Here is a 23447-nt window from a genome sequence, read left to right as displayed (position 1 = left end):
AGGAGAAGAGGCCATGTCTCGCAACACATTGAACACCCTAAAGGAATTCAAGATTTCCGGTTCCAAGAAAGGCAAGTTCTACTCGCTGCCAGCGCTGGAAAAATCGCTGGGCGTGAAGATCTCCCGCCTGCCGGTTTCCATCCGCATCGTGCTGGAATCGGTCTTGCGTAACGTCGATGGCCAGAAGGTCACCGAACAGCACGTCAAGGAACTGGCCAATTGGGGCGCCAAGGCTGCGCGCGTGGACGAGATCCCGTTCGTGGTCGCCCGCGTGGTGCTGCAGGACTTCACCGGCGTGCCCCTGCTGGCCGACCTGGCCGCGATGCGCAACGTCGCCAGCAAGCTGGGCAAGAACCCCAAGAACATCGAGCCGCTGGTGCCGGTCGACCTGGTGGTCGACCACTCGGTGCAGATCGACCACTTCCGCGAGAAGAAGGCGCTGGACCTGAACATGAAACTGGAATTCCAGCGCAACAACGAGCGCTACCAGTTCATGAAGTGGGGCATGCAGGCATTCGACACCTTCGGCGTGGTGCCCCCGGGCTTCGGCATCGTGCACCAGGTCAACCTGGAATACCTGGCGCGCGGCGTGCACAACAAGTCCGGCGTGTACTACCCCGACACCCTGGTGGGCACTGACTCCCACACCACCATGATCAACGGCATCGGCGTGGTCGGCTGGGGCGTGGGCGGCATCGAGGCGGAAGCCGGCATGCTGGGCCAGCCGGTCTACTTCCTGACCCCGGACGTGGTCGGCGTGAACCTGACCGGCGCGCTGCGCGAAGGCGTCACCGCCACCGACCTGGTGCTGACCATCACCGAACTGCTGCGCAAGACCAAGGTCGTGGGCAAGTTCGTCGAATTCTTCGGCGAAGGCACCGAGTCGCTGTCGCTGACCGACCGCGCCACCATCGCCAACATGGCCCCGGAATACGGCGCCACCATGGGTTTCTTCCCGGTCGACGACGCCACCATCGAGTACTTCAAGGGCACCGGCCGCACCAAGGCCGAGATCGACGCCTTCGAAGCCTACTTCAAGGCGCAGGGCCTGTATGGCGTGCCCAAGGCAGGCCAGATCGACTACACCCAGGAAGTGTCGCTGGACCTGGGCACCGTCGCCCCGTCGCTGGCCGGCCCGAAGCGTCCGCAAGACCGCATCGAAATCGGCAACGTCAAGTCCACCTTCGCCGACCTGTTCACCAAGCCGGTGGCCGAGAACGGCTTCAACAAGAAGGCTGAAGACCTGGGCGCGACCTACAAGAACGCCGACGGCGTCGACCTGCACAACGGCGACGTGCTGATCGCCGCGATCACCTCCTGCACCAACACCTCCAACCCGAGCGTGCTGCTGGCAGCAGGCCTGTTGGCCAAGAAGGCCGTCGAAGCCGGCCTGAAGGTCGCACCGCACATCAAGACGTCGCTGGCGCCGGGATCGCGCGTGGTGACCAAGTACCTGGAAGCGGCAGGCCTGCTGCCCTACCTGGAAAAGCTGGGCTTCGGCGTGACCGCCTACGGTTGCACCACCTGCATCGGCAACGCCGGCGACCTGACCGCGGCCATGAACGAAGCGATCGTCAAGAACGACGTGGTGGCCGCGGCCGTGCTGTCGGGCAACCGCAACTTCGAAGCGCGCATCCACCCGAACATCCGCGCCAACTTCCTGGCATCGCCGCCGCTGGTGGTGGCCTACGCCATCGCCGGCAATGTCAACGTCGACCTGATGACGCAACCGGTCGGCAAGGGTAAGGGCGGCAAGGACATCTTCCTGGGCGACATCTGGCCGACTTCGCAAGAGATCGAGAAGCTGTTGAAGTTCGCGATGAACGCCAAGACCTTCAAGGACAACTACGCCGACGTCAAGGGCGCGCCGGGCAAGCTGTGGGAAGCCATCAAGGGCGTCGCCAAGGGCGAGGTCTACAACTGGCCGAAATCGACCTACATCGCCGAACCGCCGTTCTTCGAGGCCTTCACCGAAGCGCCCAAGGCCGCGGCAACCGGCATCACCGGCGCGCGCGCCCTGGGCGTGTTCGGCGATTCGATCACTACCGACCACATCTCCCCGGCCGGTTCGATCAAGGAAAGCAGCCCGGCCGGCAAGTGGCTGCAGGCCAACGGCGTGCTCAAGGCCGACTTCAACTCCTACGGCTCGCGCCGCGGCAACCATGAAATCATGATGCGCGGCACCTTCGCCAACGTGCGCATCAAGAACCTGATGGTGCCGGGCGTGGAAGGCGGCGTGACGGTCCACCAGCCGAGCGGCGAACAAATGGCGATCTACGATGCGGCCATGAAGTACATCAAGGACGGCGTGCCGACCATGGTGTTCGGCGGCGAAGAGTACGGTACCGGCTCCTCGCGCGACTGGGCCGCCAAGGGCACCCAGCTGCTGGGCGTGAAGGCGGTGATCACCCGTTCGTTCGAGCGTATCCACCGCTCCAACCTGGTCGGCATGGGCGTGCTGCCGCTGCAGTTCATCGGCAACGACAGCGTCCAGACCCTGGGCATCACCGGCGAGGAAACCTTCGACCTGAAGGGCCTGGACGGCGATATCAAGCCGCAACAGGAAGCCACCCTGGTGATCCACCGCAAGAACGGCGAAACCAAGGAAGTCAAACTGCTGCTGCGCATCGATACCCCGATCGAAGTGGACTACTACAAGCATGGCGGCATCCTGCCGTTCGTGCTGCGTCAACTGCTGGCAGCTTAAGCAAGCGGACGTCGCAAAGGGCCATGCCGCCTGCAGACGGGCGGCATGGCCAAACAAAAACGCCGGACACTCTTGTCCGGCGTTTTTTATTGCCCCCACGCATGAGATCTCGCGGCACCACGCCAAGGCCGGAATTCGAGCCCAAATCATCTACAATACAAAGTTTCCCCTACCTCCCCCAGAAACACACCCATGCGTCGTCCCGCCAAACGTTCTTCCTCCAAGCTTTCTTCCGACAGCCAGCACCTGGTGACCTTCGCGCAAGCCATTGCGCAAGCCTCCAGCCGGCTGGAGGAAAAGGCCTGGCTCAAACCGCTGGACGCCTTGCTGCACAAGCTCTTGCGTACCGGCCACCAGACGCTCATCGACGCCGCCCTGGATCATCTCTTCAAGGCCGACCTGGATGCCTACGACGTGCTGATCGAAGCCGTCGAGGCCGGCAGCGAATCGACTGCCATTGAATTCGAAGGGAAAGAATACGACGTGCAGCTGCTGGTGCTGCCGGTGCTGGCCTGGACGCGCTTTTCGATCGCCTCCGGCGCCATCTCCGCCGACATGCAAAATGCGCTGGCCGCCCACCTGCACGCCCATGTGCTGGCCAACGATGCCAAGCTGGCGCTGGCGCCCACGCTCTTTGCGATCGAGCAGTTGCCGCGCCATCACAGCGAGGTCTTCGCCCTCACCCAGCAGCTCGGCCAGGCCGCGCTCAAGCATGCGCCGGTACAGTTGCGCGGCGAGCAGCAGCCGTCGGCCGCCTTCCTGGCCGATACCCGTTACGTGATCGCCGCCGTCGCCGTGCCGAGCGGCAGCGCCCTGTTCCACTGGCAGGAAAGCGAGCAGCAAAGCCATTTCTCGGCCGGCAAGAGCGCCGCCATCGACGCCTGGAAGCAGCAAGTCACGCCCCTGCTTAACCGCATGCTGCCCGGCTGCAATGTCGAACTGCTGCTGCCGCAAGCCTATTACTTCGGTTGCCGCGAGGCCGACAAGCGCATCCGCCCGGCCTCGATCCGTGCCGCGGACTACTTCCTGACCCAGACCCTGGATATTTCCTCGGTCGAACTGCATGCCAGCATTGGCGGCTTTTCCGAAGACATCAACGGCCAGGTCGACGAATACCGCATCGGCTTTGCCATCGGCGGCGACCCGACCGTGGTCTACGGCACCGTATGGCCATTGTATGAACAGGAAAGCGGCGAAGACATGACGCCGCTGATGCCGGCCGGCGTCACCTTGCCGGAGCCGCTGGCCCCCAGCCCGTTGCAGGAGATCCTGACCGTGCTGCGCGAATGCGGCATCGTCCACATCAAGCACCATACGGAACGCTTCACGATGGAATTCTGCGATGACTGCGGCGCCCCGCTGTTCCCGGATCGCGAGGGGGAATTGGTGCATGCCGAGATGCCGGAAGACACGCCGCCGCCGGCCGAGCATTTCCACTGATCGCCGATCCGGACCGGCAATAAAAAAGGCATCTGCCGCATGACGGCAGATGCCTTTTCCTTTTCTCTATCGGGCTTTGCCGCCCGCTTTTTCCGAATGCGCGCGACGCGCCATCCGGCCTTGGTCTCCTCCGATTCCGGAGAACTGCGGCCGGGTTCCGTCAGGCGGCCAGCTTTTCGATCAGCCCCATTTCGGTGCTCGACATCAGCTTGTCGATGTCGACCAAAATCAGCATGCGCTGTTCCAGCGTGCCCAGGCCGATCAGGTAATCGGAGTCGAAGGTGGTGCCCATTTCCGGCGCCGGCTTGATCTGCTCCTGGGTCAGGGTGATCACGTCAGACACGCTGTCGACCACCATGCCGACCACGCGGCCGGAGATATTGAGGATGATCACGACCGTAAACTGGTCGTAAGTCGGCTCGCCCAGCTGGAACTTGATGCGCATGTCGACGATGGGCACGATGATGCCGCGCAGGTTCACCACGCCCTTGATGAAATCGGGCGAATTGGCGATGCGGGTCACGGCCTCGTAGCCGCGGATTTCCTGAACCTTCAGAATATCGATGCCGTATTCTTCCTTGCCCAAGGTAAAGGCAAGAAACTCATTTCCGTTGCTGTCGGTTTTTTCGCCGAAGCCGGAAAGATTCTTGGATGCAGTGTCAGACATATTGAGGCCCTTTAAAAATCAGGAAAATACAGATTCGTCATTCAGTTGGCGGCTGGATCGCAGCAACGCTGCCACATCGACAATCAGGGCGACGCCGCCGTCACCCAGAATGGTAGCACCGGAAATGCCCGCCACCTTTCGATAATTCGATTCGAGATTTTTTACGACAATTTGTTGCTGCCCGATCAAGTCGTCCACAAACAGCGCCGCTTTCTTGCCGTCGGACTCCAGGATCACCACCAGTCCTTGCGACGGATCGGTAAACGAAGGCGCAATGTTGAAAATCTGATAAAGCGGTATCAATGGCAGGTATTCGCCGCGAACGCGCAGCACTTTCCCTTGTCCGCTGATTTCCTTGATATCTTGCGCCATCGGCTGCAAAGATTCAACCACATACCCCAACGGCAAGATATACACCTCTTCGCCGATGCGAATCGACATGCCATCCAGGATCGCCAGCGTCAACGGCAGCGAGATCGAGATGGTGGTGCCGAAGCCCTTGCTGGAACGGATATCCACCGCGCCGCCCATGGCCAGGATGTTGCGCTTGACCACGTCCATGCCGACCCCGCGGCCGGACACGTCGGTCACCTGCTCGGCGGTCGAGAAACCCGGTTCGAAGATCAATTGCCAGACGTCGGCGTCGCTGATGTTGTCCGACACCGGCATGCCCTGCGACTTGGCCTTGGCCAGGATCTTGTCGCGGTTCAGGCCGCCGCCGTCGTCGGAGACTTCGATAATGATGTTGCCGCCCTGGTGCTCGGCCGACAGGGACAAGGTGCCGGCGTCGCTCTTGCCGGCTGCGCGGCGCGCGTCGGGCAACTCGATGCCGTGGTCGATGCTGTTGCGCACCAGGTGGGTCAGCGGGTCGACGATACGCTCGATCAAGCCCTTGTCCAGTTCGGTCGCCGCGCCGTGGGTGACGAACTCGACCCGCTTGCCCAACTTGGCCGCCAGGTCGCGCACCATGCGCGGGAAGCGCGAAAACACATAATCCATCGGCATCATGCGGATCGACATCACCGATTCCTGCAGGTCGCGCGTGTTGCGGCTCAACTGGCTGACGCTGTTGAGCAGATGCTCGTGCGTCATCGGGTCGAGCTTGCCGACGCGCTGTTCGATCATGGCCTGGGTGATCACCAGTTCGCCGACCAGGTTGATGAGCTGGTCGACCTTTTCCACGCTGACGCGAATCGACGACGATTCATGGCCTGCCGCCGCGCCGCCGGCCTTGGCGGCCTTCTTCTCGTGCGCGCCGCCTTCTGTGATCGACAACGGCGCCTCATCCGGGTGCTGGTGCGGTTCCGGCTCCGGCACGGCCTTCCTGGCGGAAAGATCCAATGGCACGAAGGGCGGGAAGAAGCCGTAGCCCTGCGTACGTTCCCGGTCTTCGATGGCAGTATGGTTGTCGAGGAAACCATAGCCCCGGATGCGCTCCCGGTCTTCCTGCGTTGTGAAGTTATCGAAGAAACCGTAGCCCTGTTCCTCTTCCTTGGCGCTGGCCGTGGCCGGGCCAAGCGCCTGTGAAATCTTCAGGTCCGCAACATTGACGATGAAGGCGCAGATGGCCACCACGTCATCGATGGGCTCGGCGGTATCCAGGATGAAAACCCAGCGTCCTTGCGGCGACTTCGATTTCGCGATCTTGCCCAGCATCGCCAGTTCGTCGGCCAATGCTTCTGCATCCTTGTCGACGATGTCCGGCATCTCGATGCGATAGCTGCGCATGCCGCCCGCCCCTGCCGGTGCGCCGGGGGCCGCGCCGGCCGGCGCGGAACGCTTGCCCTGCGACAGCGCCTCAAGCAGCATGCGCACGTCGCCGGCGGCATCCAGGTCGACCTCGGCGCCGTGCTTGTGGCCGTCCAGCATGGACTTGAGCACGTCCTTGGCAGCCAGGAAGGCATCCACATGCTCGCCGGTCAGGGCCATCTGGCCCTGGCGGATACGGTCCAGGAGCGACTCCAGCACATGCGTGACCTCGGCGATATCGGTCAGGCCGAAGGTCGATGAACCGCCTTTGATGGAATGGGCGGCACGAAAAATCGCGTTCAGATCCTCCGGATCCGGCGACGCGACATTGACGGCCAACAAAAGCTTTTCCATTTCGGCGAGACCTTCTTCGGCCTCGTCGAAAAACACCTGGAAAAACTGGCTCATATCAATGCTCATGCCTGGGCTCCGTCACGAATGCGGTACGTGTTGTTCTTCTTCTGAAAATTCAGCCGATCACTTTCTTGACGACCTCGGTCAAGCGCTGCGGGTCGAACGGCTTGACCAGCCAGCCGTTGGCGCCGGCCGCCTTGCCCTTGGACTTCATCTCATCGCTGAACTCGGTGGTCAGCATCAGGATGGGGACGCGCTGGTAGCTGGTCAGTTCGCGCAAGGAGCGAATCAGCGTCAAGCCATCCATGCGCGGCATGTTCTGGTCGGTCAGCACCAGGTCAAAGGTCTGCGCCTTGGCTTTTTCCAGCGCATCCACGCCATCGACCGCCTCGGTGACGCTGTAACCCGCAGCCTTCAGACTGAATACCACCATCTGGCGCAGAGATCCGGAATCGTCTACTGCGAGAATCGTTTTGGACATTGTTACTCCCTGTTTCTTCAATTACGGACATCGATCACGATATCGGATTATGCCGCACCATTGCTGCCAACCGTACTGCCGGCGGCGTCGCGCTTGCTCGCTTGCCTTCCCCCGCGCTATCCGCAACCCCGGCGCGCCTTGCCTGCCATCGGCACTCTGCCAGCGATCCTAGAACAACTCGATATCGCCGCTTTCCATGCGGGTCTGCCGCACCGCCTTCCACAGCCCGTGCTCCAGCATGGTCAACCGTTCTTCCATGGAGTTGACGGTATTGGCCAGCAAGTTCTCCAGCTCCTGGTCGGTCTGCCCCTGTTCGGGCAATATCTCGAAACTGTTGGCGCTCAATACGCCCAATGCTTCGCGCAGGCCGATCACACGCCGCACGATACGCTCCAGCAATTGGCTGGTCATATCCTGGAATTGCAGCCCCGTTACCGCGGCATTGACATGCTGGCTCACCGCATTCTGCGTTTCCTTGAGCTTCTCGATGCTCTCTGCGTCGAGCGCCTGGCCGCCATTCATCAGGCCTTCGAGGATCTGCTGCTGCGCCTGCACCGAACGGTGCAGATCCATGAAGCTTCCGCCCAGCTTGCCGATGGCTTCGCCCAGCAGAATGTTGGTCTGGACCAGATCCGACTCCACTTCCGTCAATTGGCGGCTGCCTCCGCTGGCTGTGTCGAGCAGCAGGCGCTTCAACTCCTGCAGCATTGTCTGTGTCGGCATTTCCAGCCCTCTTCCCCGTGGTCAGTTAAACATCCCGTCAATTCTTGGCAGGGCCGGTCAAGCCTTCCTGTACGTCCTCGTCGGTGGAGACGTTGAGCGAGCCGCTGTCTTTTTCCACCATCTCTTCTGCTTTCTTGTTCATCACGATGATGCTGATGCGGCGGTTGATTGGGTTAAACGGATCTTCCTTGTCCAGCAAGACCGCCGACGACAGCCCCACCACGCGCAGCACCTTGGATTCATCCATGCCGCCCAGGATCAGTTCGCGCCGCGAAGCGTTGGCGCGGTCGGCCGACAGTTCCCAGTTGCTGTAGCCCTTCTCGCCGCTGGAATAGGGCGTGGCATCGGTGTGGCCGGACAGGCTGATCTTGTTGGGCACGTCGTTGAGCGTCTTGCCGATCTCGTGCAGGATCTCCTTGGTGTATGGCTGCAACTGGGCGCTGGCCAAGGCAAACATCGGACGGTTCTTTTCGTCGACGATCTGGATGCGCAGGCCTTCGGACGTGATATCGATCAACAGCTGGTTCTTGAACTGTTTCAGGGTGGGATTGGAATCGATCGCCTTTTCGATGCGCTGCTTGAGCTGCTCCAGGCGGACGCGCTCGGCGCGCTCCAGCTCCTGCTGCGCCTCCTTCAAGGTCTGGCGGCGCGTGACGACGTCGTTCTCGCCCTTGCGCAACTGGCCGTCCTGGCGGGTCAGATCCTTGCCGCCGCCGGGCAGCACGGTATTGGCGTCGCCGCTGCCGGAGCCGCCGGCCATGGCCACCTTGAGCGGGGTCTTGAAGTATTCGGCAATACCGTTGAGATCGCCCTTGGCGGTCGAACCCAGCAGCCACATCAGCAGGAAGAACGCCATCATCGCGGTCACGAAGTCGGCGTATGCGATCTTCCAGGCGCCGCCATGGTGGCCGCCGCCCCCCTTCTTGATCCGTTTTACGATAATGGGACGTAGCCCTTCGTCGGCCATGTCTCTACTCCTGCTCGGTGCTGGTGGTTGCTGTCAAAATCGATGGTCGCCGGTTCGGTTCGCCTTACTTGCTGCGCGCCTGCTTCACGTGCTCTTCCAGCTCGAGGAAGGTCGGGCGTTCGGTCGAGAACAGCACCTTGCGGCCGAATTCGATCGAAAGCGCCGGCGCATACCCGTTCAGGCTGGCCAGCAAGGTGACCTTGACGCATTGGAAGATCTTGGTCGACTCGTGCAGCTTTTGTTCCAGCAGGCTCGCCAACGGCCCCACGAAACCGTATGCCAGCAAAATACCGAGGAAGGTGCCGACCAGCGCGTGCGCAATCAGCATACCCAGCTCGGAAGGCGGGATGCCCACCGATTCCATGGTGTGCACCACGCCCATCACCGCCGCCACGATACCGAAAGCCGGCATGCCGTCGCCCAGCTTGGCGATGCAATGCACCGGGATTTCGCCTTCGTGGTGGTGCGTTTCGATTTCGTTGTCCATCAGGTTTTCGATCTGGAACGCGTCCATGTTGCCCGACACCATCAGGCGCAGGTAGTCGGTCATGAATTCGATCAGGTGATGGTCGGCCAGTACGCCCGGGTACTTGCTGAAGATCGGGCTGTTCTCGGGCTCTTCGATGTCGCCTTCGATCGACATCAGGCCTTCCTTGCGCGACTTGGTCAGGATTTCGAACAGCAGCGCCATCAATTCCATGTACAGCGCCTTGGTGTACTTCGATCCCTTCAGGACCGACGGCAACGCCTTGAGCGTGGCCTTGATGGCCTTGCTGCTGTTGCCGACCAGGAACGCGCCGCCGGCCGCGCCGCCGATCATGAGCAGTTCGACTGGCTGAAACAGCGCCCCCAAGTGGCCGCCAGCAAGGGCAAATCCGCCGAAGACGGACGCCATGACCACGACATATCCAATGATGACTAGCAAGTGCCTACTCCCGTCCCGGTGGCGTTGAGTGTATTTTCACGTTCGTCAGATTACATGTATTCCATTCAAGCAAATGGGGGAATACATATCCGAAAAACGTCCTTCCTTTTCGATTACGGCTGAAAACGGGGAAACTTAATACGTTTCGTCTCGCCTTATTTCGGAAGCCGCCCTCTTTCCGCTAGCGCGCGGCCGGCGATATGCGCCATCCATGCAGCGCCGGCCCGCCTCCGGCCGGTTGCACCACGATGTCCGGCGGCGCTCCCGGGATATGGAACTCATAACTGAGCAACAAGGATCCGGGACGCATTTCCGCCGACGCCTTCTGCCACAGCGCGACCATGGCGGCCGGCGACAGATAGGCGAACACGACGTCGTAGTCGGCAAAATCGAGCAGCAGGTAGTCGCCCCTGATAAAACGACAATGGTTGCCCGCCAGGGCGGCGCGTACACGGCTGACCAGCCATGGCAAGGGAGCGATTTCGATACCGGTGAATTCGCTGTCCGGCCGGCGCCGCGAGAGATTGAGCACGGCGCCGCCCAACCCGCTGCCGATATCCATGAAGCGGATCGGGCGTCCGGCCGGCAACAGCCCGGCCACCGCATCCCATGCCGCAAGGCCGGAAGGATAGAACGGCACCTGGCTGCGGAAGGTCGACCAGAACAACACCAGCATGAACAGGAAGATGGCCAGGAACAGCCAGGAAGGAAGATGCAAGTGCGCCACGCCCTGTGCGGCTGCAGGGAACACCAGCAGGATGAACCACCACCAGGCCGCCATGCGCCGCAGCCGCGCCAGCAGCGCACCAATCAAGCCATGCAGCAATGATGTCTGGAAAGGGGAAAATGGCGCAAGGCCGGCGCGCTGGGCAATCACGTCCAGCACATTGGCGCTGACCAAGCCAATGCAAAAGAAGAACAACGCCTGGATAGCCGGAGTCTGCAGCAAAGGCTTGCGGCGCGCTCCGGAATCATTCTGGTCTGCGGGCATCTATGCAAACGGGCTCATGGAGGTGTACGCGTACTGCCGATTGCCAGACCGGAAAGCGCTCAGGCGACAGCCGCCAGCGGCGCCGCTGCTGCAACCGGCAGCAGCGCGGGCTCGACCAGCGCCACCACGGCGTCCTTGGCCTTCTTGGTCTTGCCGGCGCGCGACGGCATATGGCATAGCCCGCACAGGTAATCCTGGTGCAGATCCAGGCGGTGCACCACGAAATGGCCGCTGCACTTGCAGCAAGGCGTGGTCATCAGCATCTTGCTTTCGAAAAAACGCACCAGCGTCCAGGCGCGGGTCAGCGACAGCACCGGTTCCCCCGAATCGGTCTGGCCGACCTGCTCCAGATAGAGCTTGTAAGCCTTCATGACTGCCTCGATACCCAAGATGCGCGCATGCTGCACCAGGTATTTATGGATGTTGATGAAGAGAGAAGAATGGATATTGGGCTGCCAGGTAATGAACCAGTCCGTGGAAAACGGCAACATGCCCTTGGGCGGCGAAACGCCCTTCAATTCCTTGTACAGCTTGAGCAACCGCTCGCGCGAGAGTGAAGTTTCAGACTCCAGCAACTGGAGCCTTGCCCCCAGATTGATCAGCTCTATGGCCAACTGAATTTCCTGCGCCTCCGTGACAACGCTTTTCTTAGCCATGCTACCCCCGATGATTTCGTATCGACCCTGCCTTGCCATCCGCCTGTAGGCAAGACATCAGACTGCAAACTTCCAAGACCAACTTATGTCCTGCTCAACGTCTTCCCCTCCGGTGCGTTGACTGCGTGCAGCCGCACCGGCTCTTCTTGTCTTGTTGTTTTACGAAATTTGTTCGCTGGGCTGACAAGCCATCAGAATGGCCGCATGCGACTGGGCCAGGCTTTTATCTTTGTTGTAGTTCGTCAGCATGCCGAGAATGGCGCTGTCGTCGAAACGAAAGCGCGTCAGCATCATGTTTGTGGCGGCCAGCTTCATGATCTGGGCATTGCTCAGGCCTTCGATCAGATCGGCGATGTCCGCGCTGATGCCGAGCCGGAAGATCGCGGTCGGCTTGTCGGAACGGATCATCTGCTGTGCCAGCATGAGATAGCTCAAGTTGGCGTCGCGAATCTCCGCCATCATGTCGTTAGTATTCATTTGCACCCCCCGCCTCAAAAGGAAACTACTTACAGTCAGTTACATATCTTGACTGCAAGCCAATTCTGAGGGGGGGGAGACAGGCAGGAAATTAGACTTGGTCGGTATTTTTCGTCAGATACAACCTAGTATATTTTGTAGGTGTTTATCCTACAATTTTCCATAGTAGTTTCAAATAAATCAAGTAATGCTTATTTGAATACAGGCAGTAGAAGACTTCTGGAGATGTTTCCAATTTTTTAACAGAAAAAATTTCCGCAGCGAAATCCCACGAAAAAATGGTCATCCCGACAATGAAACCATATGTAAATTATTTGCATGCGAGGAGCTTATGTTGCTTGGCAGCGACTAGCTCATCAACAAAGCGGACATCTCGTTGCTGCCAGCAATGTAATTTTGTTCTCCCCCGCAGAGGATAAAACTTGCATCTATTTACAAGACATTACACCGTTTGCGCAACATGGCAACTCCGGGAAAGATTGTAAAACCTCCATGCTGCGGATAAAGGGATGAAAAGAGGCAACATTTGCTGCATTTCAATGACCAGCCGAAAAACAGCCGGCAATGCTGCCGCCGGAGAGACAGTTCGTCTCGACATGCCACGCGGGCAACTACATCCTGGCAAGCGCCTGCTCGATATCGCCGATGAGATCTTCGGGAGTTTCCAGCCCGATATTGAAACGGACCAATTGGCCTTCCCGCGCCCACTGGTTCCGCATACCCCGCATCCGGTAGGGCACGCACAAACTGTGCGCCCCGCCCCAGCTATAGCCGATCCGGAACAGGCGCAGGCTATCGACGAAGCGGTCGGTCTGCTCTTCGCTAAAGCGCGGATCGAAGATCACCGAAAACAGGCCGCCCGCACCGGTGAAATCGCGTTTCCAGAATGCATGCCCCGGGCAATCCTCGAAGGCGGGATGCAATACGGCGGCAATCTCCGGCCGCCGCTTGAGCCAGGCGGCGACCTTGCGCGCGCCCGCGTCATGCGCCTCGAACCGCAAGCGCATCGATGACAGGCTGCGCAGCACCAGGTAGACATCGTCCATGCCCACGCCGAAACCGAGGCGCATGTGCGCCAGTTCCAGCTTCTCATTGAGCGCCTGGTCGCGCACGATGACCGCGCCCATCAAGACATCGGAACCGCCGGACTGGTACTTGGTCAGGGCTTGCATGACGATGTCGACGCCATGCTCGAAGGCCTTGAACGCCAGGCCCGCCGCCCAGGTATTGTCGATGGCCACCAGCACGCCTTTTTCATGGGCGGCGCGGCAAATGGCCGGGATATCCGGCACTTCCATCGAGACCGAGCCGGGCGCCTCGGTCCACACCAGGCGCGTATTGGGCTCGATCAGGTCGGCAATGCCGGCGCCAATCATCGGATCGTAAAAGCGCGCCGTGATGTTGAAGTCGCGCTGCAGCCATTGCCCGAGATCCTTGCTGGGTCCATAGGCATTGTCCGGCAGCAGCACATCGTCGCCTGTTTTCAGCAAGGCAAAATTGACCATCGCGATCGCCGCCAGGCCGCTGGGGGTGACGCGGCAATACTTGCCGCCTTCGATCTCCGCCAGGCGGGCCTCCAGTACGAAGCTGGTCGGGGTGCCATGCAAGCCATAGGTATAGCCCAGCTTTTCGCGCCAGTCGCGCGAGCGCATGGCGGCGACATTGGGAAACAGCACGGTGGAGGCATGGTGGATGCCGACCGGAAAAGCCTCGAAGCCATCCGGGGCACGATAGCTGCTATGGATCAGGGAAGTCTGCGGGGTATGCTTTTGTTCTGACACGAATCGGCCTCTGACGACGAAATGGCGGCAGCGATACCGTGCCGCCGCGGAAAAGTCTCACTATACGCGGACAGCAAGTTGCGCGCAGCGTTCAGCCGCGGGGAAAGCGGGAACATCAGTGCCCTTAGCCCCTAGCCTCCAAGGCAGGCGCATCGCGGCGATGCGCCCGGAAAACGCTCAGGGAAGCTGCAGCGAAAACGGCTTGGTGACGGATCCGTCGGCGTTGGACCAGGTGCCGCTGATGGCATTGCCCTGGCGATGCCCTTCCCATTGGCCGGATACATCCTTGCCGTTGACCGACTCCTCCATTACCAGGTCGTCGCCTTCCACTTCGCCCGCGACCAGGATCTCCGGCGAACCGCCGAAAAAAAAGTAACGGCCTTCCAGCCCATCCTCGTTTTTCTTCGGCTGCAGCGACAACTGGATCTGGCGGCCATCGATGTCGCCGCGCAAAACGACGGCACGCGCCATCAGGCTTTGCTGCAAAGAAGCGGCCGGGGCAACGGCGGCGTCGCCGGCCGCAGCAGGCACGCCAGTCAAACCGGACAGCAACGCCGCCGCGCAGGTCAGGCTGCGCCATCCTGCAAACGACGCCATCACTCAGCCGCGCCCCAAAGGTCATGGGCATCGGCGGCGGTAACGCGTACATCGACGAACTGGCCCACGGCCAACTTGCGGTGCGGTTCGAACGGCGGCTTCACATAGATCACGCCATCGATTTCCGGGGCATCCGAATAGGTGCGGCCAATGCCGCCATTGCGGTCGACTTCATCGATCAACACGCGCAGGGTCTTGCCGACCTTGGCCTGCAGGCGCTTCTTGGAGATCTCTTCCTGCAACTGCATGACACGGGCGCGGCGCTCCTCGCGCAGCTCTTCCGGCACCGGATTGTCCAGCGCGTTGGCGGTCGCGCCTTCCACCGGCGAATAGGCAAAGCATCCCAGGCGGTCGATCTCGGCTTCCTTGAGGAAGTCCAGCAGGTATTCGAATTCGGCCTCGGTCTCGCCCGGGAAACCGGCGATGAATGTGGAGCGGATCGTGATGTCCGGGCACATGGTGCGCCAGGCCTGGATGCGCTCGATGTTCTTCTCGCCATTGGCGGGGCGCTTCATGCGCTTGAGGACGTCCGGGTGCGCATGCTGCAGCGGCACGTCCAGGTACGGCAGGATCTTGCCCTCGGCCATCAGCGGGATGATCTGGTCCACGTGCGGATATGGATAAACATAATGCAGGCGCACCCAGGCGCCATACTGCGCGGCCAGTTCGCCCAGCGCACCCACCAGTTGCGTCATGTGGGTCTTGATCGGCTTGCCGTTCCAGAAGCCGGTGCGGAACTTCACGTCCACGCCGTAGGCGCTGGTGTCCTGCGAAATCACCAGCAGTTCCTTGACGCCTGCCTTGAACAGGTTTTCCGCCTCCAGCATGACATCGGCAATCGGACGCGAGACCAGATCGCCGCGCATGGACGGGATGATGCAAAAGCTGCAGCGGTGGTTGCAGCCTTCTGAAATCTTCAGGTAAGCGAAATGCTTGGGAGTGAGCTTGACGCCCTGCGGCGGCACCAGGTCGATGAAGGGTTCGTGCGGCTTGGGCAAATGCCTGTGCACCGCCTGCATGACTTCGCCGACCGCATGCGGGCCGGTCACTTCCAGCACCTTGGGGTGGATCTTCTGGATGATGTCGTCGCCGTCGGCATCTTTCTTCGCGCCCAGGCAACCGGTGACGATCACCTTGCCGTTTTCATTGAGCGCCTCGCCGATGGCATCCAGCGACTCCTGCACCGCGGCGTCGATGAAACCGCAGGTATTGACGATCACCAGATCGGCGCCGTCGTAGGACTTGGCGGTGTCGTAGCCTTCGGCGCGCAACTGGGTCAGGATCTGCTCGGAATCGACCAGCGCCTTGGGGCAGCCGAGGGAGACGAAACCGACCTTGGGCTGCGCCGGGGGATTGGAAGAGGATGCGTTGGACATGATGGACTGGCTGGAGAAACTGGCTGGAAGGGAAAACGGGGAAACGCTTTAGGAAATGCTTTTAAAATCAGGGCCGTATTGTACCTTGTCCACCGCGCCCCACTCTCTTCTGCGCTTTTTTCGCGCATATTTCCTTCGGCGCCGCCACAACACTTGCCAAAATGCAAAACGGCCCGATGGGCCGTCTGGGAGGTCGACCTGTGACGTTTTTCAGGCTGCCGCCGCAAGCCTGTCCAACGCCGCGCTGGCCTTACTTCTTCTGGTCCGGCGGATTGCCGAACGGGAAAGTGCCGAACATGTTCTTGGTCTGGCTCTGCATCTGCTCCTGCATCTGGATGAACAGGTTCTTGCTCTGCTCGATATAGTTGCTCATCATGCCCTGCATCATCGGCCCCTGCACATTCATGAACTGGGTCCACATCTCGGGGCTGAACGGCTTGCCTTCATAGAAGCCCTTGGAGTTCTCGGCCAGCTTGTTCTGGATGTCGATGAAGGTCTGGATATTCTTTTCCAGATAGGAGCCCATCATGCCCTGCATCGCATGGCCGTAGTAGCGGATGATCTGCGACAGTGCGCCGCTGGAGAACATCGGCGCGCCGTGCGACTCCTCTTCCAGGATGATCTGCAACAAAATGCTGCGGGTCAGGTCGTCGCCGTTCTTGGCATCGACCACGGTGAATTCTTCATTGTCCAGCACCAACTGCTTGACGTCGGTCAAGGTAATGTAGGAACTGGTCTGGGTATCGTAAAGACGGCGGTTGGGATACTTCTTGATCAAGCGATCGGCCGATTTTTTTGCAGTAGTCATCTGAAGTCCAGTCTCTCTTTTCAGCCGCTGTTGCGGCTATTGTTTGCAGCGATTGCGGGCCGCTTCAGTTGCCTCCCAGCCCGCAGACGTCTGGGACATTCTTATCTGTCCTCTCTCTTACTCTTACTTCTTTTGCCCTGCCCGTTCGGGCATCGTGCAACCCACGGTTTTGCAGGGCAGCATGCCGGAACATTATAGGGGGGAAAGAGTGCGAATGGGCAAACCAATATTGCAATGCGAAGAATAACCCTTCGCAACAATCCCGCAGCCGGCGCGGGCGGCGCCGGCCGCGGCAAGTGGCATCAGCCCATGTAGAGGCCGCCATTGAGCGAGAAGTCGGAACCGGTAGCGTAACCGCCTTCGGCCGAAGCGATCCAGGCGACGATGGAGGCAATTTCCTCCGGTTCGCCCAGGCGCTTGACCGGGATGCCGGAGACGATCTTCTCCAGCACTTCCGGACGGATCGAACGCACCATATCGGTACCGATGTAGCCCGGCGAGACGGTATTGACGGTCACGCCCTTGGTCGCCACCTCCTGCGCCAGCGCCATGGTGAAGCCGTGGATGCCCGCCTTGGCGGTGGAATAGTTGGTCTGGCCGAACTGGCCCTTCTGGCCGTTGACGGATGAAATGTTGATGATCCGTCCGAAGCCGCGCTCGACCATGCCGTCGATGACCTGCTTGGTGACGTTGAAGAGCGAATTGAGGTTGGTATTGATGACGGCGTCCCAGTCGTCCTTGCTCATCTTGCGGAACTGGCCGTCGCGGGTGATGCCGGCATTGTTGACCAGCACATCGACTTCACCGATTTCGGCGCGGACCTTCTCGAACGCCGCCTTGGTCGAATCCCAATCGGAGACGTTGCCTTCGGAGGCGTGAATATCGAAGCCTTGTTCGCGCATCGTCGCCAACCATTTGTCCTTGCGCGAGGAATTCGGGCCGCAACCTGCCACGACGGTATATCCGTCCTTGCAAAGACGTGCGCAGATGGAGGTTCCGATACCGCCCATGCCGCCGGTCACATATGCAATACGCTTGTTCATTGTGCTGCCTCCTAGTGTGGATTGATTACCGGGGATATCAACATCTCCCCTCTCTCGCGTCTGCTCTGCGTCCGCATTTCCCAGGGCGCCGGTTGCCTCCGGCCGCCCTGAATCCTTACTTCATCCGGTTCTTCGCTGCATGATGATGCAGGCCTGTCGCACAGCCGCGCAAGCTCCGATGCATTTTCCATGCCGGCTTTCCCGCACGGCCCCACCGGGAACCGCTGGCAGATGCCGCTGAAAACGTTACCGGCCTCGCCGCGCTTGCCCGCAGATTCAGATGATCTGGTCGGCCTTGACCTTCACGTAGCGCCCGGGAGCCGGTTCGATCTTCTTGTACCTTACCGAGCCAGCGGCCTTGGGCGCGGCCACCTTGCGTCCCGCATGCTTGCCCAGGAAGGCCGCCCATTCGCTCCACCAGCTGCCGGGATGCTCCCTGGCCTTGGCCAGCCACGCATCGGGATCGGCCTCCAGCTTGTCGTTGGTCCAGTAATTGCGCTTGTTCCTGGAGGCCGGATTGATCACGCCGGCGATATGGCCGGATGCGCCCAGCACGAAACGGTTATTGGCGCGCTTCGATGCATTGAGCAGCGCTACCGACGCATAGGCCGATTTCCACGGCACGATATGGTCCTCGCGCGAGGCGTAGATGAACGCCGGCGCGGTGATCTTGCGCAGGTCGATCTTCTCGCCGGCCACCGTCAGTCGCCCCGGATCCTTCAGCGCGTTCTCCAGATACATGTGGCGCAGGTAATAGCAGAACATCGGTCCCGGCAGGTTGGTGCTGTCGGCATTCCAGTACAGGAGATCGAACGCGGTCGGCGTCTCGCCTTTCAGGTAATTGGATTCGACATAGTTCCACAGCAGGTCGTTCGGGCGCAGGCTGGAAAAGGCGCTGGAAAAATCGCGCCCGGCCATCAGGCCGCGCTTGCCGATCATCTGCTCGCGCATGGCCAGCTGCATCTCATCGATATAGACATCGATGGCGCCGGTATCGGCGAAATCGAGGAAGGTCGTCAGCAGCGTCAGGCTGGACACCGGATCTTCGCCGCGCGCGGCCAGCAGCGCCAACGCGCACGACAAGATGGTGCCGCCGACGCAAAAGCCCAGCGCGTTGATCTGCGGCTGCTTGCTGACCTCCTGGACGATATGGATGGCGTTGACCACGGCGCCGTCGACATATTGCTCCCAGGTGGCGCCATCGATCGAGGCATCGGCATTGCGCCACGAAATCAGGAATACCGTATGCCCCTGCTCGACCGTATAGCGCACCAGCGAATTCTGCGGCTGCAAGTCGAGGATGTAGAACTTGTTGATGCAAGGCGGCACGATCAGCAGCGGCACGGCATGCACGGTCTTGGTCAGCGGCTTGTACTGGATCAGCTGGAACAGCTCATTCTCGTAAATGACCGAACCTTCGCTGGCGCCGACATCCTTGCCGACTTCGAAGGCCGTCTCATCGGTCTGCGAGATATGGCCCTTCTGCAAGTCCGCCAGCAACTGCGCAATGCCCTTGGTCAGGCTTTCGCCACGGGTCTCGATAATCTTTTGCTGGGCAACCGGATTGGTCGCCAGGAAATTGGCCGGCGACATCGCATCGATCATTTGCTGCACCGCAAAACGCAGTTTGTGGCGCACCTTGTCGGGGCCCTTGACCGCATCGGCCAAGGCCAGCAGGAAGCGCGAATTAAGCTCGTAGGCGGCGGCCTGAAATGCGAAGTACGGGCTCTCTTGCCAGGCTGGCGCGCTAAGGCGGCGGTCGGTGATGGCAGGCGTTTTGGCTGACGCCGCCGATTGCCAGAGTTCGGCAAACTGCTGCGCATAATCCTGCTGCAGGCGGAGCATGTCGGCCGCATCCAGCGAGGCGCCCAGTTCGCCCAGCTGCTTCATCAGCGAAGACGGGTCGAACTGCCCTGCCCCCGCCGCTCCGAAGGGGAAACCCGTATTGGGAAAAGGCGGCAATGGAGGCTGGAGTTGCTGTAAATGCTGAAATTGCGATTGGAATTGAGATGGCAGGGAAGCCCAGAATTTCGGATCGGACATCTGCGCCAGCCATGCGGATACATCAGGAGAGGGTTGCTGCGGATTCTGCTTGTTCATGCTCGGATCTGCAATTTTCGCGTATCTTTACGGTTTATCCTGAAGCTCCAGTCACCATGTATATCGTTGCTATCGCATGGCTCTATGTCGTCTTCATGATGTCGATCACCGAACTGAGTGCGGTCGCCGGAGTGACCACCTTCCTGCTGTACGGCGTATTTCCCTTGTCCGTTGTTTTATACCTGATGGGTACACCGCAACGCAAGCGGAATCGACAAAAGAGGAAGAAAATGAAAGCCGCGCGCAAGGAAGCGTCGGCAAATGACGAGCATGCCGAATGCGAGCCGAAAAGAACGGAAGACAACGCCAACCATCCGGCCGGATGAATAACGGCTTTGGCTCCTTTTGCCCGTGCCGGGACATCAAGAAAGATCCGAGGATGCGACACGATCCCGGCGCCACCCGCACGAGGCGCCGCTTGCGCATCGCGTCATTTCCCCATCGCACCATGGCGCCGCGGGCGCGACACGGCCACCTGCCGGTAATGCCTCCTCAGCGCGGCCAGCATATCGCGCAGCACCGCGCTTCCGCGCCAGGGCGGCGACACGTAGGCCATGCGCAACTGCACGCCGCCTCCATATAACCGGCAATCGAGCATGCCGATCATCCGGCCGCCAAGATAAGCATAGACATGCACCTCGTCTTGCGGGCGCATGCGCGGCCCTTCGATCTTCCAGTTGCAAGACATGCCGTTAGCCGCCATCGTCGTTCACTGCGCCACATGCGAGGCCAGATGCAGGCCCAGCAGCAACAGGCCGGCGAAAAAACAGCGCCGGAACGTCTGCGCCTTCACCTTGCCGCGCACCCAGGTGCCGATGCCCATGCCCAGCAGCGCCGGCAGCAATACCACCGCCGATGCGCCGGCCACGCTGCCGCCAAAGGCTCCGCCCTGCCCCAGATTGATCGCCAGCGCGACCGTGGAGACGGTAAACGACAAACCCAGCGCCTGGATCAATTGGTCGCGCTCCAGGTTCAGCGCCTGCAGGTACGGCACGGCCGGGATCACGAATACGCCGGTCGCCGCAGTGATCAGGCCGGTCGCCAGGCCGATGACCGGCGACCACCATTTCTCCGCGCCCGCCGACACCGAAAACCTGAACGATGCCAGGCCCGCTATCGCATACAGCGCCAGCGCCACGCCCAGCGCGACAATGGCGCGGCGACCGCCGTCGGCGTCCATGAAACCGCTGCCGGCCAAGGTGCCGAGCACAATCCCGGCCAGCATGGCCCACAGCCGCCGGGCCAGCGCCATGAAGGCGCCGCCGGCCAGCAGTTGCCAGACATTGGTCACCATCGAAGGCACAATCAGCAGCGCCGCGGCCTGCACCGGCGGCATCGCAAGACTCAGCAGCCCGACCGCGACGGTCGGCAACCCCAGGCCGATCACGCCCTTGATGAAGCCGGCCAACAGGAACACGCCCAGGCAAGCCGCCAGCACAGTGGAATTCATACCCATGAAGGAAAGCAGCGATTGCATGATGCGGACCAGGAAGATGATGGAAAAAGAAGTCAGGCAAGGCGCAGTCTGCCAGCCCTCGCGCCATCTGGAAATGTGGAATACACTTAGCCAGCCTTCGCCATGGACGAAGGCAGACCAACACCCCTCCTGCCGATGAGCAACCGATTCGACCTCTCCGACCTGCGCCTTTTCCTGCACATCGTGGAAAGCGGCAGCATCACCGCCGGCGCGGCCCGTGCGCACATGGCGCTGGCCTCGGCCAGCGCACGCATCCGCAACATGGAGGATGCGCTCGGCGCCGCGCTGCTGGAACGCGGGCGACGCGGTGTCCGGACGACCGATGCCGGCCGCGCGCTGGCGCACCATGCGCGCATGATGGGCCGGCAAATGGAACAGCTGCGCGACGAACTGGGCCAGTACGCGCAAGGCTTGAAAGGCCACATCCGGCTGCTGTGCAATACCTCTGCCATGACCGAGTTCCTGCCGGAAGTCCTGGCCACTTTCCTGGCGCGCCATCCGCACACCGATATCGAACTGGAAGAAAAGCTGAGTTATGAAGTGGTGCAGGCCGTGGTAGACGGCGTGGCCGACGTGGGCATCATCGCCGACTCGACCGACAGCGGCCCCTTGCAAACCTTCCCCTTCCGCCAGGATCACCTGGTCGCCGTGCTGGCCAGGAAACATCCGCTGGCCAGGCGCAAATCGGTGGCCTTCGGCGAACTGCTGGGCGAGGATTTCGTCGGCTTGTCCGGCGACAGCGCCTTGCAACAGCATCTGGCCGGCCATGCCGCGCGCGCCGGCAAACGCCTGCAATACCGGGTGCGGCTGCGCAGTTTCGACGGCATCTGCCGCATGGTCGAGCAACAGGTCGGGGTGGCGGTCATCCCTGAAACCGCAGCCCACGCCTGCGCCGACCATATGGATATCCGCGTGCTGCCCCTGGCCGATGCCTGGGCCAGGCGACAATTGCTGATCTGCGTGCGCGGCCTCGACGGCCTGCCCGGCCATACGCGCGAATTGATCCAGGCCCTGCAGGCGCATTCGCATCGGCCGCCCAAGGGGCCGCCTCAGCCTTCTTCCAGCAACAACGGCAAACGCCAATAAAAAATAAAAATGGCAGCCCTCGCGGACTAATGCCGTTCAGTTAAGCACTGAACGGCATTTGTGTTTGCGGAGGTTTATGGAGACCAGACTCCGTTCGCCCTGAGTAGCTGCGCAGCAGCGTATCGAAGGGCAGGCAAGAGCGCTAACGCTGATACGCTGGCTTCGATACGGCCCTGGCGGGCCTACTCAGCCCGAACGGGCCAGGTGATGAATGCTTCAGAATTAGCCTTGACTGAACGGTATTAGCCCTCGCGGGCTGTCATTTCCAGGCGGTGATCCGATCGGCTATTGCAGGCTATTTAAGCCAGATCAGCGAAGCCATGCGGCCAGTGGTTTTATCGCGCCGGTAAGAATAAAAACGGGTATCGCTGACCGTGCACAGCCCGCCGCCGGCAATATCGGCCACCCCGGCCGCCTGCAAGCGCAAGCGCGCCAGCTGGTAGATGTCGGCCAGATATTTGCCCGGCTTGCCTGCACAACTGCGAAAGGCGGCATCGGCCGCGGCGTCATGCTGCATGAAGGCCTGGCGCACTTCGGCGCCGACTTCGAACTGCGCCGGACCGATCGCCGGCCCCAGCCAGGCCATCAGGTCTTGTCCGCCGCGCGCACGCATCGCCGCCACGGTATTTTCCAATACGCCGGCCGCCAGCCCACGCCAGCCGGCATGGGCTGCGCCCACCACCGTCCCGGCGCGGTCGCACAACAGGACCGGCAGGCAATCGGCCGTCATCATCACGCACACGGCACCGGCCACGGCGCTGACGCAGCCATCGGCCTGGACGGCGGGCGACGCGCTGGCGGCATCCACCACCGTGGTGCCGTGCACCTGCGACAGCCAGGCCGGCTCCTGCGGCAACAGGCGGCGCAACAAGGCGCGATTTTTCGCCACCAGCGCGGAATCGTCTTCGACATGGGCGCCCAGGTTCAATCCCAAGCCGCCCTTGCCGTCGCCATACGGATGCGCGCTATAGCCGCCGGCGCGCAAAGTGGCCAGTGCGCCGATATTGGCGGGGGCATCCCATTCCGGGATCAGCAACTCCAT

The 23447-nt window shown here is 61.1% G+C and carries 22 protein-coding genes; 4 read left to right on the top strand and 18 right to left on the bottom strand.

The genetic code is table 11. The features are described from left to right. Positions 1-13 precede the first annotated feature (13 nt). Positions 14-2707: an aconitate hydratase AcnA gene (gene acnA, locus FB598_RS15790; protein ID WP_141916238.1), complete on the top strand. Its 2694-nt coding sequence runs from the start codon at positions 14-16 to the stop codon at positions 2705-2707. Between the two features lie 192 nt (positions 2708-2899). Continuing rightward, complete coding sequence (locus tag FB598_RS15785) at positions 2900-4147, top strand: DUF2863 family protein (RefSeq protein WP_141916236.1); 1248 nt, start codon at positions 2900-2902, stop codon at positions 4145-4147. A 160-nt stretch (positions 4148-4307) separates the two neighbouring features. Here FB598_RS15785 and FB598_RS15780 read toward each other — a convergent pair whose 3' ends face one another. From FB598_RS15780 to FB598_RS15710, 15 genes are all read right to left on the bottom strand, one after another. Further along, a complete protein-coding gene (locus FB598_RS15780; protein WP_050467922.1) occupies positions 4308-4814 on the bottom strand; it encodes a chemotaxis protein CheW in 507 nt (168 codons plus the stop codon). An 18-nt stretch (positions 4815-4832) separates the two neighbouring features. Further along, complete coding sequence (gene cheA, locus FB598_RS15775; protein ID WP_141916234.1) at positions 4833-6983, bottom strand: chemotaxis protein CheA; 2151 nt, start codon at positions 6981-6983, stop codon at positions 4833-4835. 49 nt (positions 6984-7032) lie between these two features. Then, the gene (locus tag FB598_RS15770; protein WP_141916232.1) at positions 7033-7398 is read right to left on the bottom strand and encodes a response regulator; all 366 of its coding nucleotides are present in this window, start codon (positions 7396-7398) and stop codon (positions 7033-7035) included. 168 nt (positions 7399-7566) lie between these two features. Next, positions 7567-8121, bottom strand: a complete 555-nt coding sequence (locus FB598_RS15765) for a chemotaxis protein (RefSeq protein WP_141916230.1) — start codon at positions 8119-8121, stop codon at positions 7567-7569. A 37-nt stretch (positions 8122-8158) separates the two neighbouring features. Then, positions 8159-9088, bottom strand: a complete 930-nt coding sequence (motB, locus tag FB598_RS15760; protein WP_141916228.1) for a flagellar motor protein MotB — start codon at positions 9086-9088, stop codon at positions 8159-8161. A gap of 64 nt (positions 9089-9152) precedes the next feature. Next, on the bottom strand, positions 9153-10013 hold the full coding sequence (gene motA, locus FB598_RS15755) for a flagellar motor stator protein MotA (protein ID WP_141916226.1): 861 nt from the start codon (positions 10011-10013) through the stop codon (positions 9153-9155). A 181-nt stretch (positions 10014-10194) separates the two neighbouring features. Next, complete coding sequence (locus FB598_RS15750) at positions 10195-11004, bottom strand: class I SAM-dependent methyltransferase (protein WP_141916224.1); 810 nt, start codon at positions 11002-11004, stop codon at positions 10195-10197. 59 nt (positions 11005-11063) lie between these two features. Next, positions 11064-11660 (bottom strand): flagellar transcriptional regulator FlhC, encoded by a 597-nt coding sequence (gene flhC / locus FB598_RS15745; protein ID WP_141916221.1) that lies wholly within the window; start codon positions 11658-11660, stop codon positions 11064-11066. Positions 11661-11819: 159 nt separating this feature from the next. After that, positions 11820-12137 (bottom strand): flagellar transcriptional regulator FlhD, encoded by a 318-nt coding sequence (flhD, locus tag FB598_RS15740; RefSeq protein ID WP_141916220.1) that lies wholly within the window; start codon positions 12135-12137, stop codon positions 11820-11822. 611 nt (positions 12138-12748) lie between these two features. Next, complete coding sequence (locus FB598_RS15735) at positions 12749-13918, bottom strand: cystathionine beta-lyase (protein ID WP_141916218.1); 1170 nt, start codon at positions 13916-13918, stop codon at positions 12749-12751. A gap of 177 nt (positions 13919-14095) precedes the next feature. Further along, positions 14096-14515, bottom strand: a complete 420-nt coding sequence (locus FB598_RS15730) for a hypothetical protein (RefSeq protein ID WP_255464069.1) — start codon at positions 14513-14515, stop codon at positions 14096-14098. Then, positions 14515-15891 carry a 30S ribosomal protein S12 methylthiotransferase RimO gene (gene rimO / locus FB598_RS15725; RefSeq protein WP_141916216.1) on the bottom strand — a complete coding sequence of 459 codons (1377 nt, stop codon included), beginning with the start codon at positions 15889-15891 and terminating at the stop codon, positions 14515-14517. Before rimO ends, FB598_RS15730 begins: the two co-directional genes overlap by 1 nt. Positions 15892-16141: 250 nt before the next feature. After that, positions 16142-16699: a polyhydroxyalkanoate synthesis repressor PhaR gene (phaR, locus tag FB598_RS15720; protein ID WP_141916213.1), complete on the bottom strand. Its 558-nt coding sequence runs from the start codon at positions 16697-16699 to the stop codon at positions 16142-16144. Between the two features lie 302 nt (positions 16700-17001). Further along, on the bottom strand, positions 17002-17742 hold the full coding sequence (locus FB598_RS15715; RefSeq protein ID WP_141916211.1) for a 3-ketoacyl-ACP reductase: 741 nt from the start codon (positions 17740-17742) through the stop codon (positions 17002-17004). Positions 17743-18018: 276 nt separating this feature from the next. Further along, positions 18019-19842: an alpha/beta hydrolase gene (locus tag FB598_RS15710; protein WP_141916209.1), complete on the bottom strand. Its 1824-nt coding sequence runs from the start codon at positions 19840-19842 to the stop codon at positions 18019-18021. A gap of 56 nt (positions 19843-19898) precedes the next feature. On the opposite strand from FB598_RS15710, the gene FB598_RS15705 reads away from it, so the two are divergent. Next, on the top strand, positions 19899-20168 hold the full coding sequence (locus FB598_RS15705) for a hypothetical protein (RefSeq protein ID WP_141916207.1): 270 nt from the start codon (positions 19899-19901) through the stop codon (positions 20166-20168). A gap of 104 nt (positions 20169-20272) precedes the next feature. Here FB598_RS15705 and FB598_RS15700 read toward each other — a convergent pair whose 3' ends face one another. Both FB598_RS15700 and FB598_RS15695 read right to left on the bottom strand, forming a co-directional pair. Next, positions 20273-20497, bottom strand: coding sequence for a hypothetical protein (locus FB598_RS15700; protein ID WP_255464070.1), 225 nt, complete (start codon positions 20495-20497; stop codon positions 20273-20275). A 54-nt stretch (positions 20498-20551) separates the two neighbouring features. After that, the gene (locus FB598_RS15695; protein WP_141916204.1) at positions 20552-21319 is read right to left on the bottom strand and encodes a sulfite exporter TauE/SafE family protein; all 768 of its coding nucleotides are present in this window, start codon (positions 21317-21319) and stop codon (positions 20552-20554) included. A 135-nt stretch (positions 21320-21454) separates the two neighbouring features. Between FB598_RS15695 and FB598_RS15690 the strand changes: the two genes are divergently transcribed. Continuing rightward, positions 21455-22405: a LysR substrate-binding domain-containing protein gene (locus tag FB598_RS15690; RefSeq protein WP_141916202.1), complete on the top strand. Its 951-nt coding sequence runs from the start codon at positions 21455-21457 to the stop codon at positions 22403-22405. Between the two features lie 295 nt (positions 22406-22700). On the opposite strand, the gene pgeF is transcribed toward FB598_RS15690, so the two are convergent. Further along, positions 22701-23447: a peptidoglycan editing factor PgeF gene (gene pgeF / locus FB598_RS15685; RefSeq protein WP_141916200.1), complete on the bottom strand. Its 747-nt coding sequence runs from the start codon at positions 23445-23447 to the stop codon at positions 22701-22703.

The sequence above is a fragment of the Herbaspirillum sp. SJZ106 genome (genome assembly GCF_006715495.1).
Taxonomy (GTDB): Bacteria; Pseudomonadota; Gammaproteobacteria; order Burkholderiales; family Burkholderiaceae_D; genus Herbaspirillum.
The sequence above is the reverse complement of the archived record's forward strand: the minus strand, read 5'-3'. Positions and strand labels throughout refer to the sequence as shown.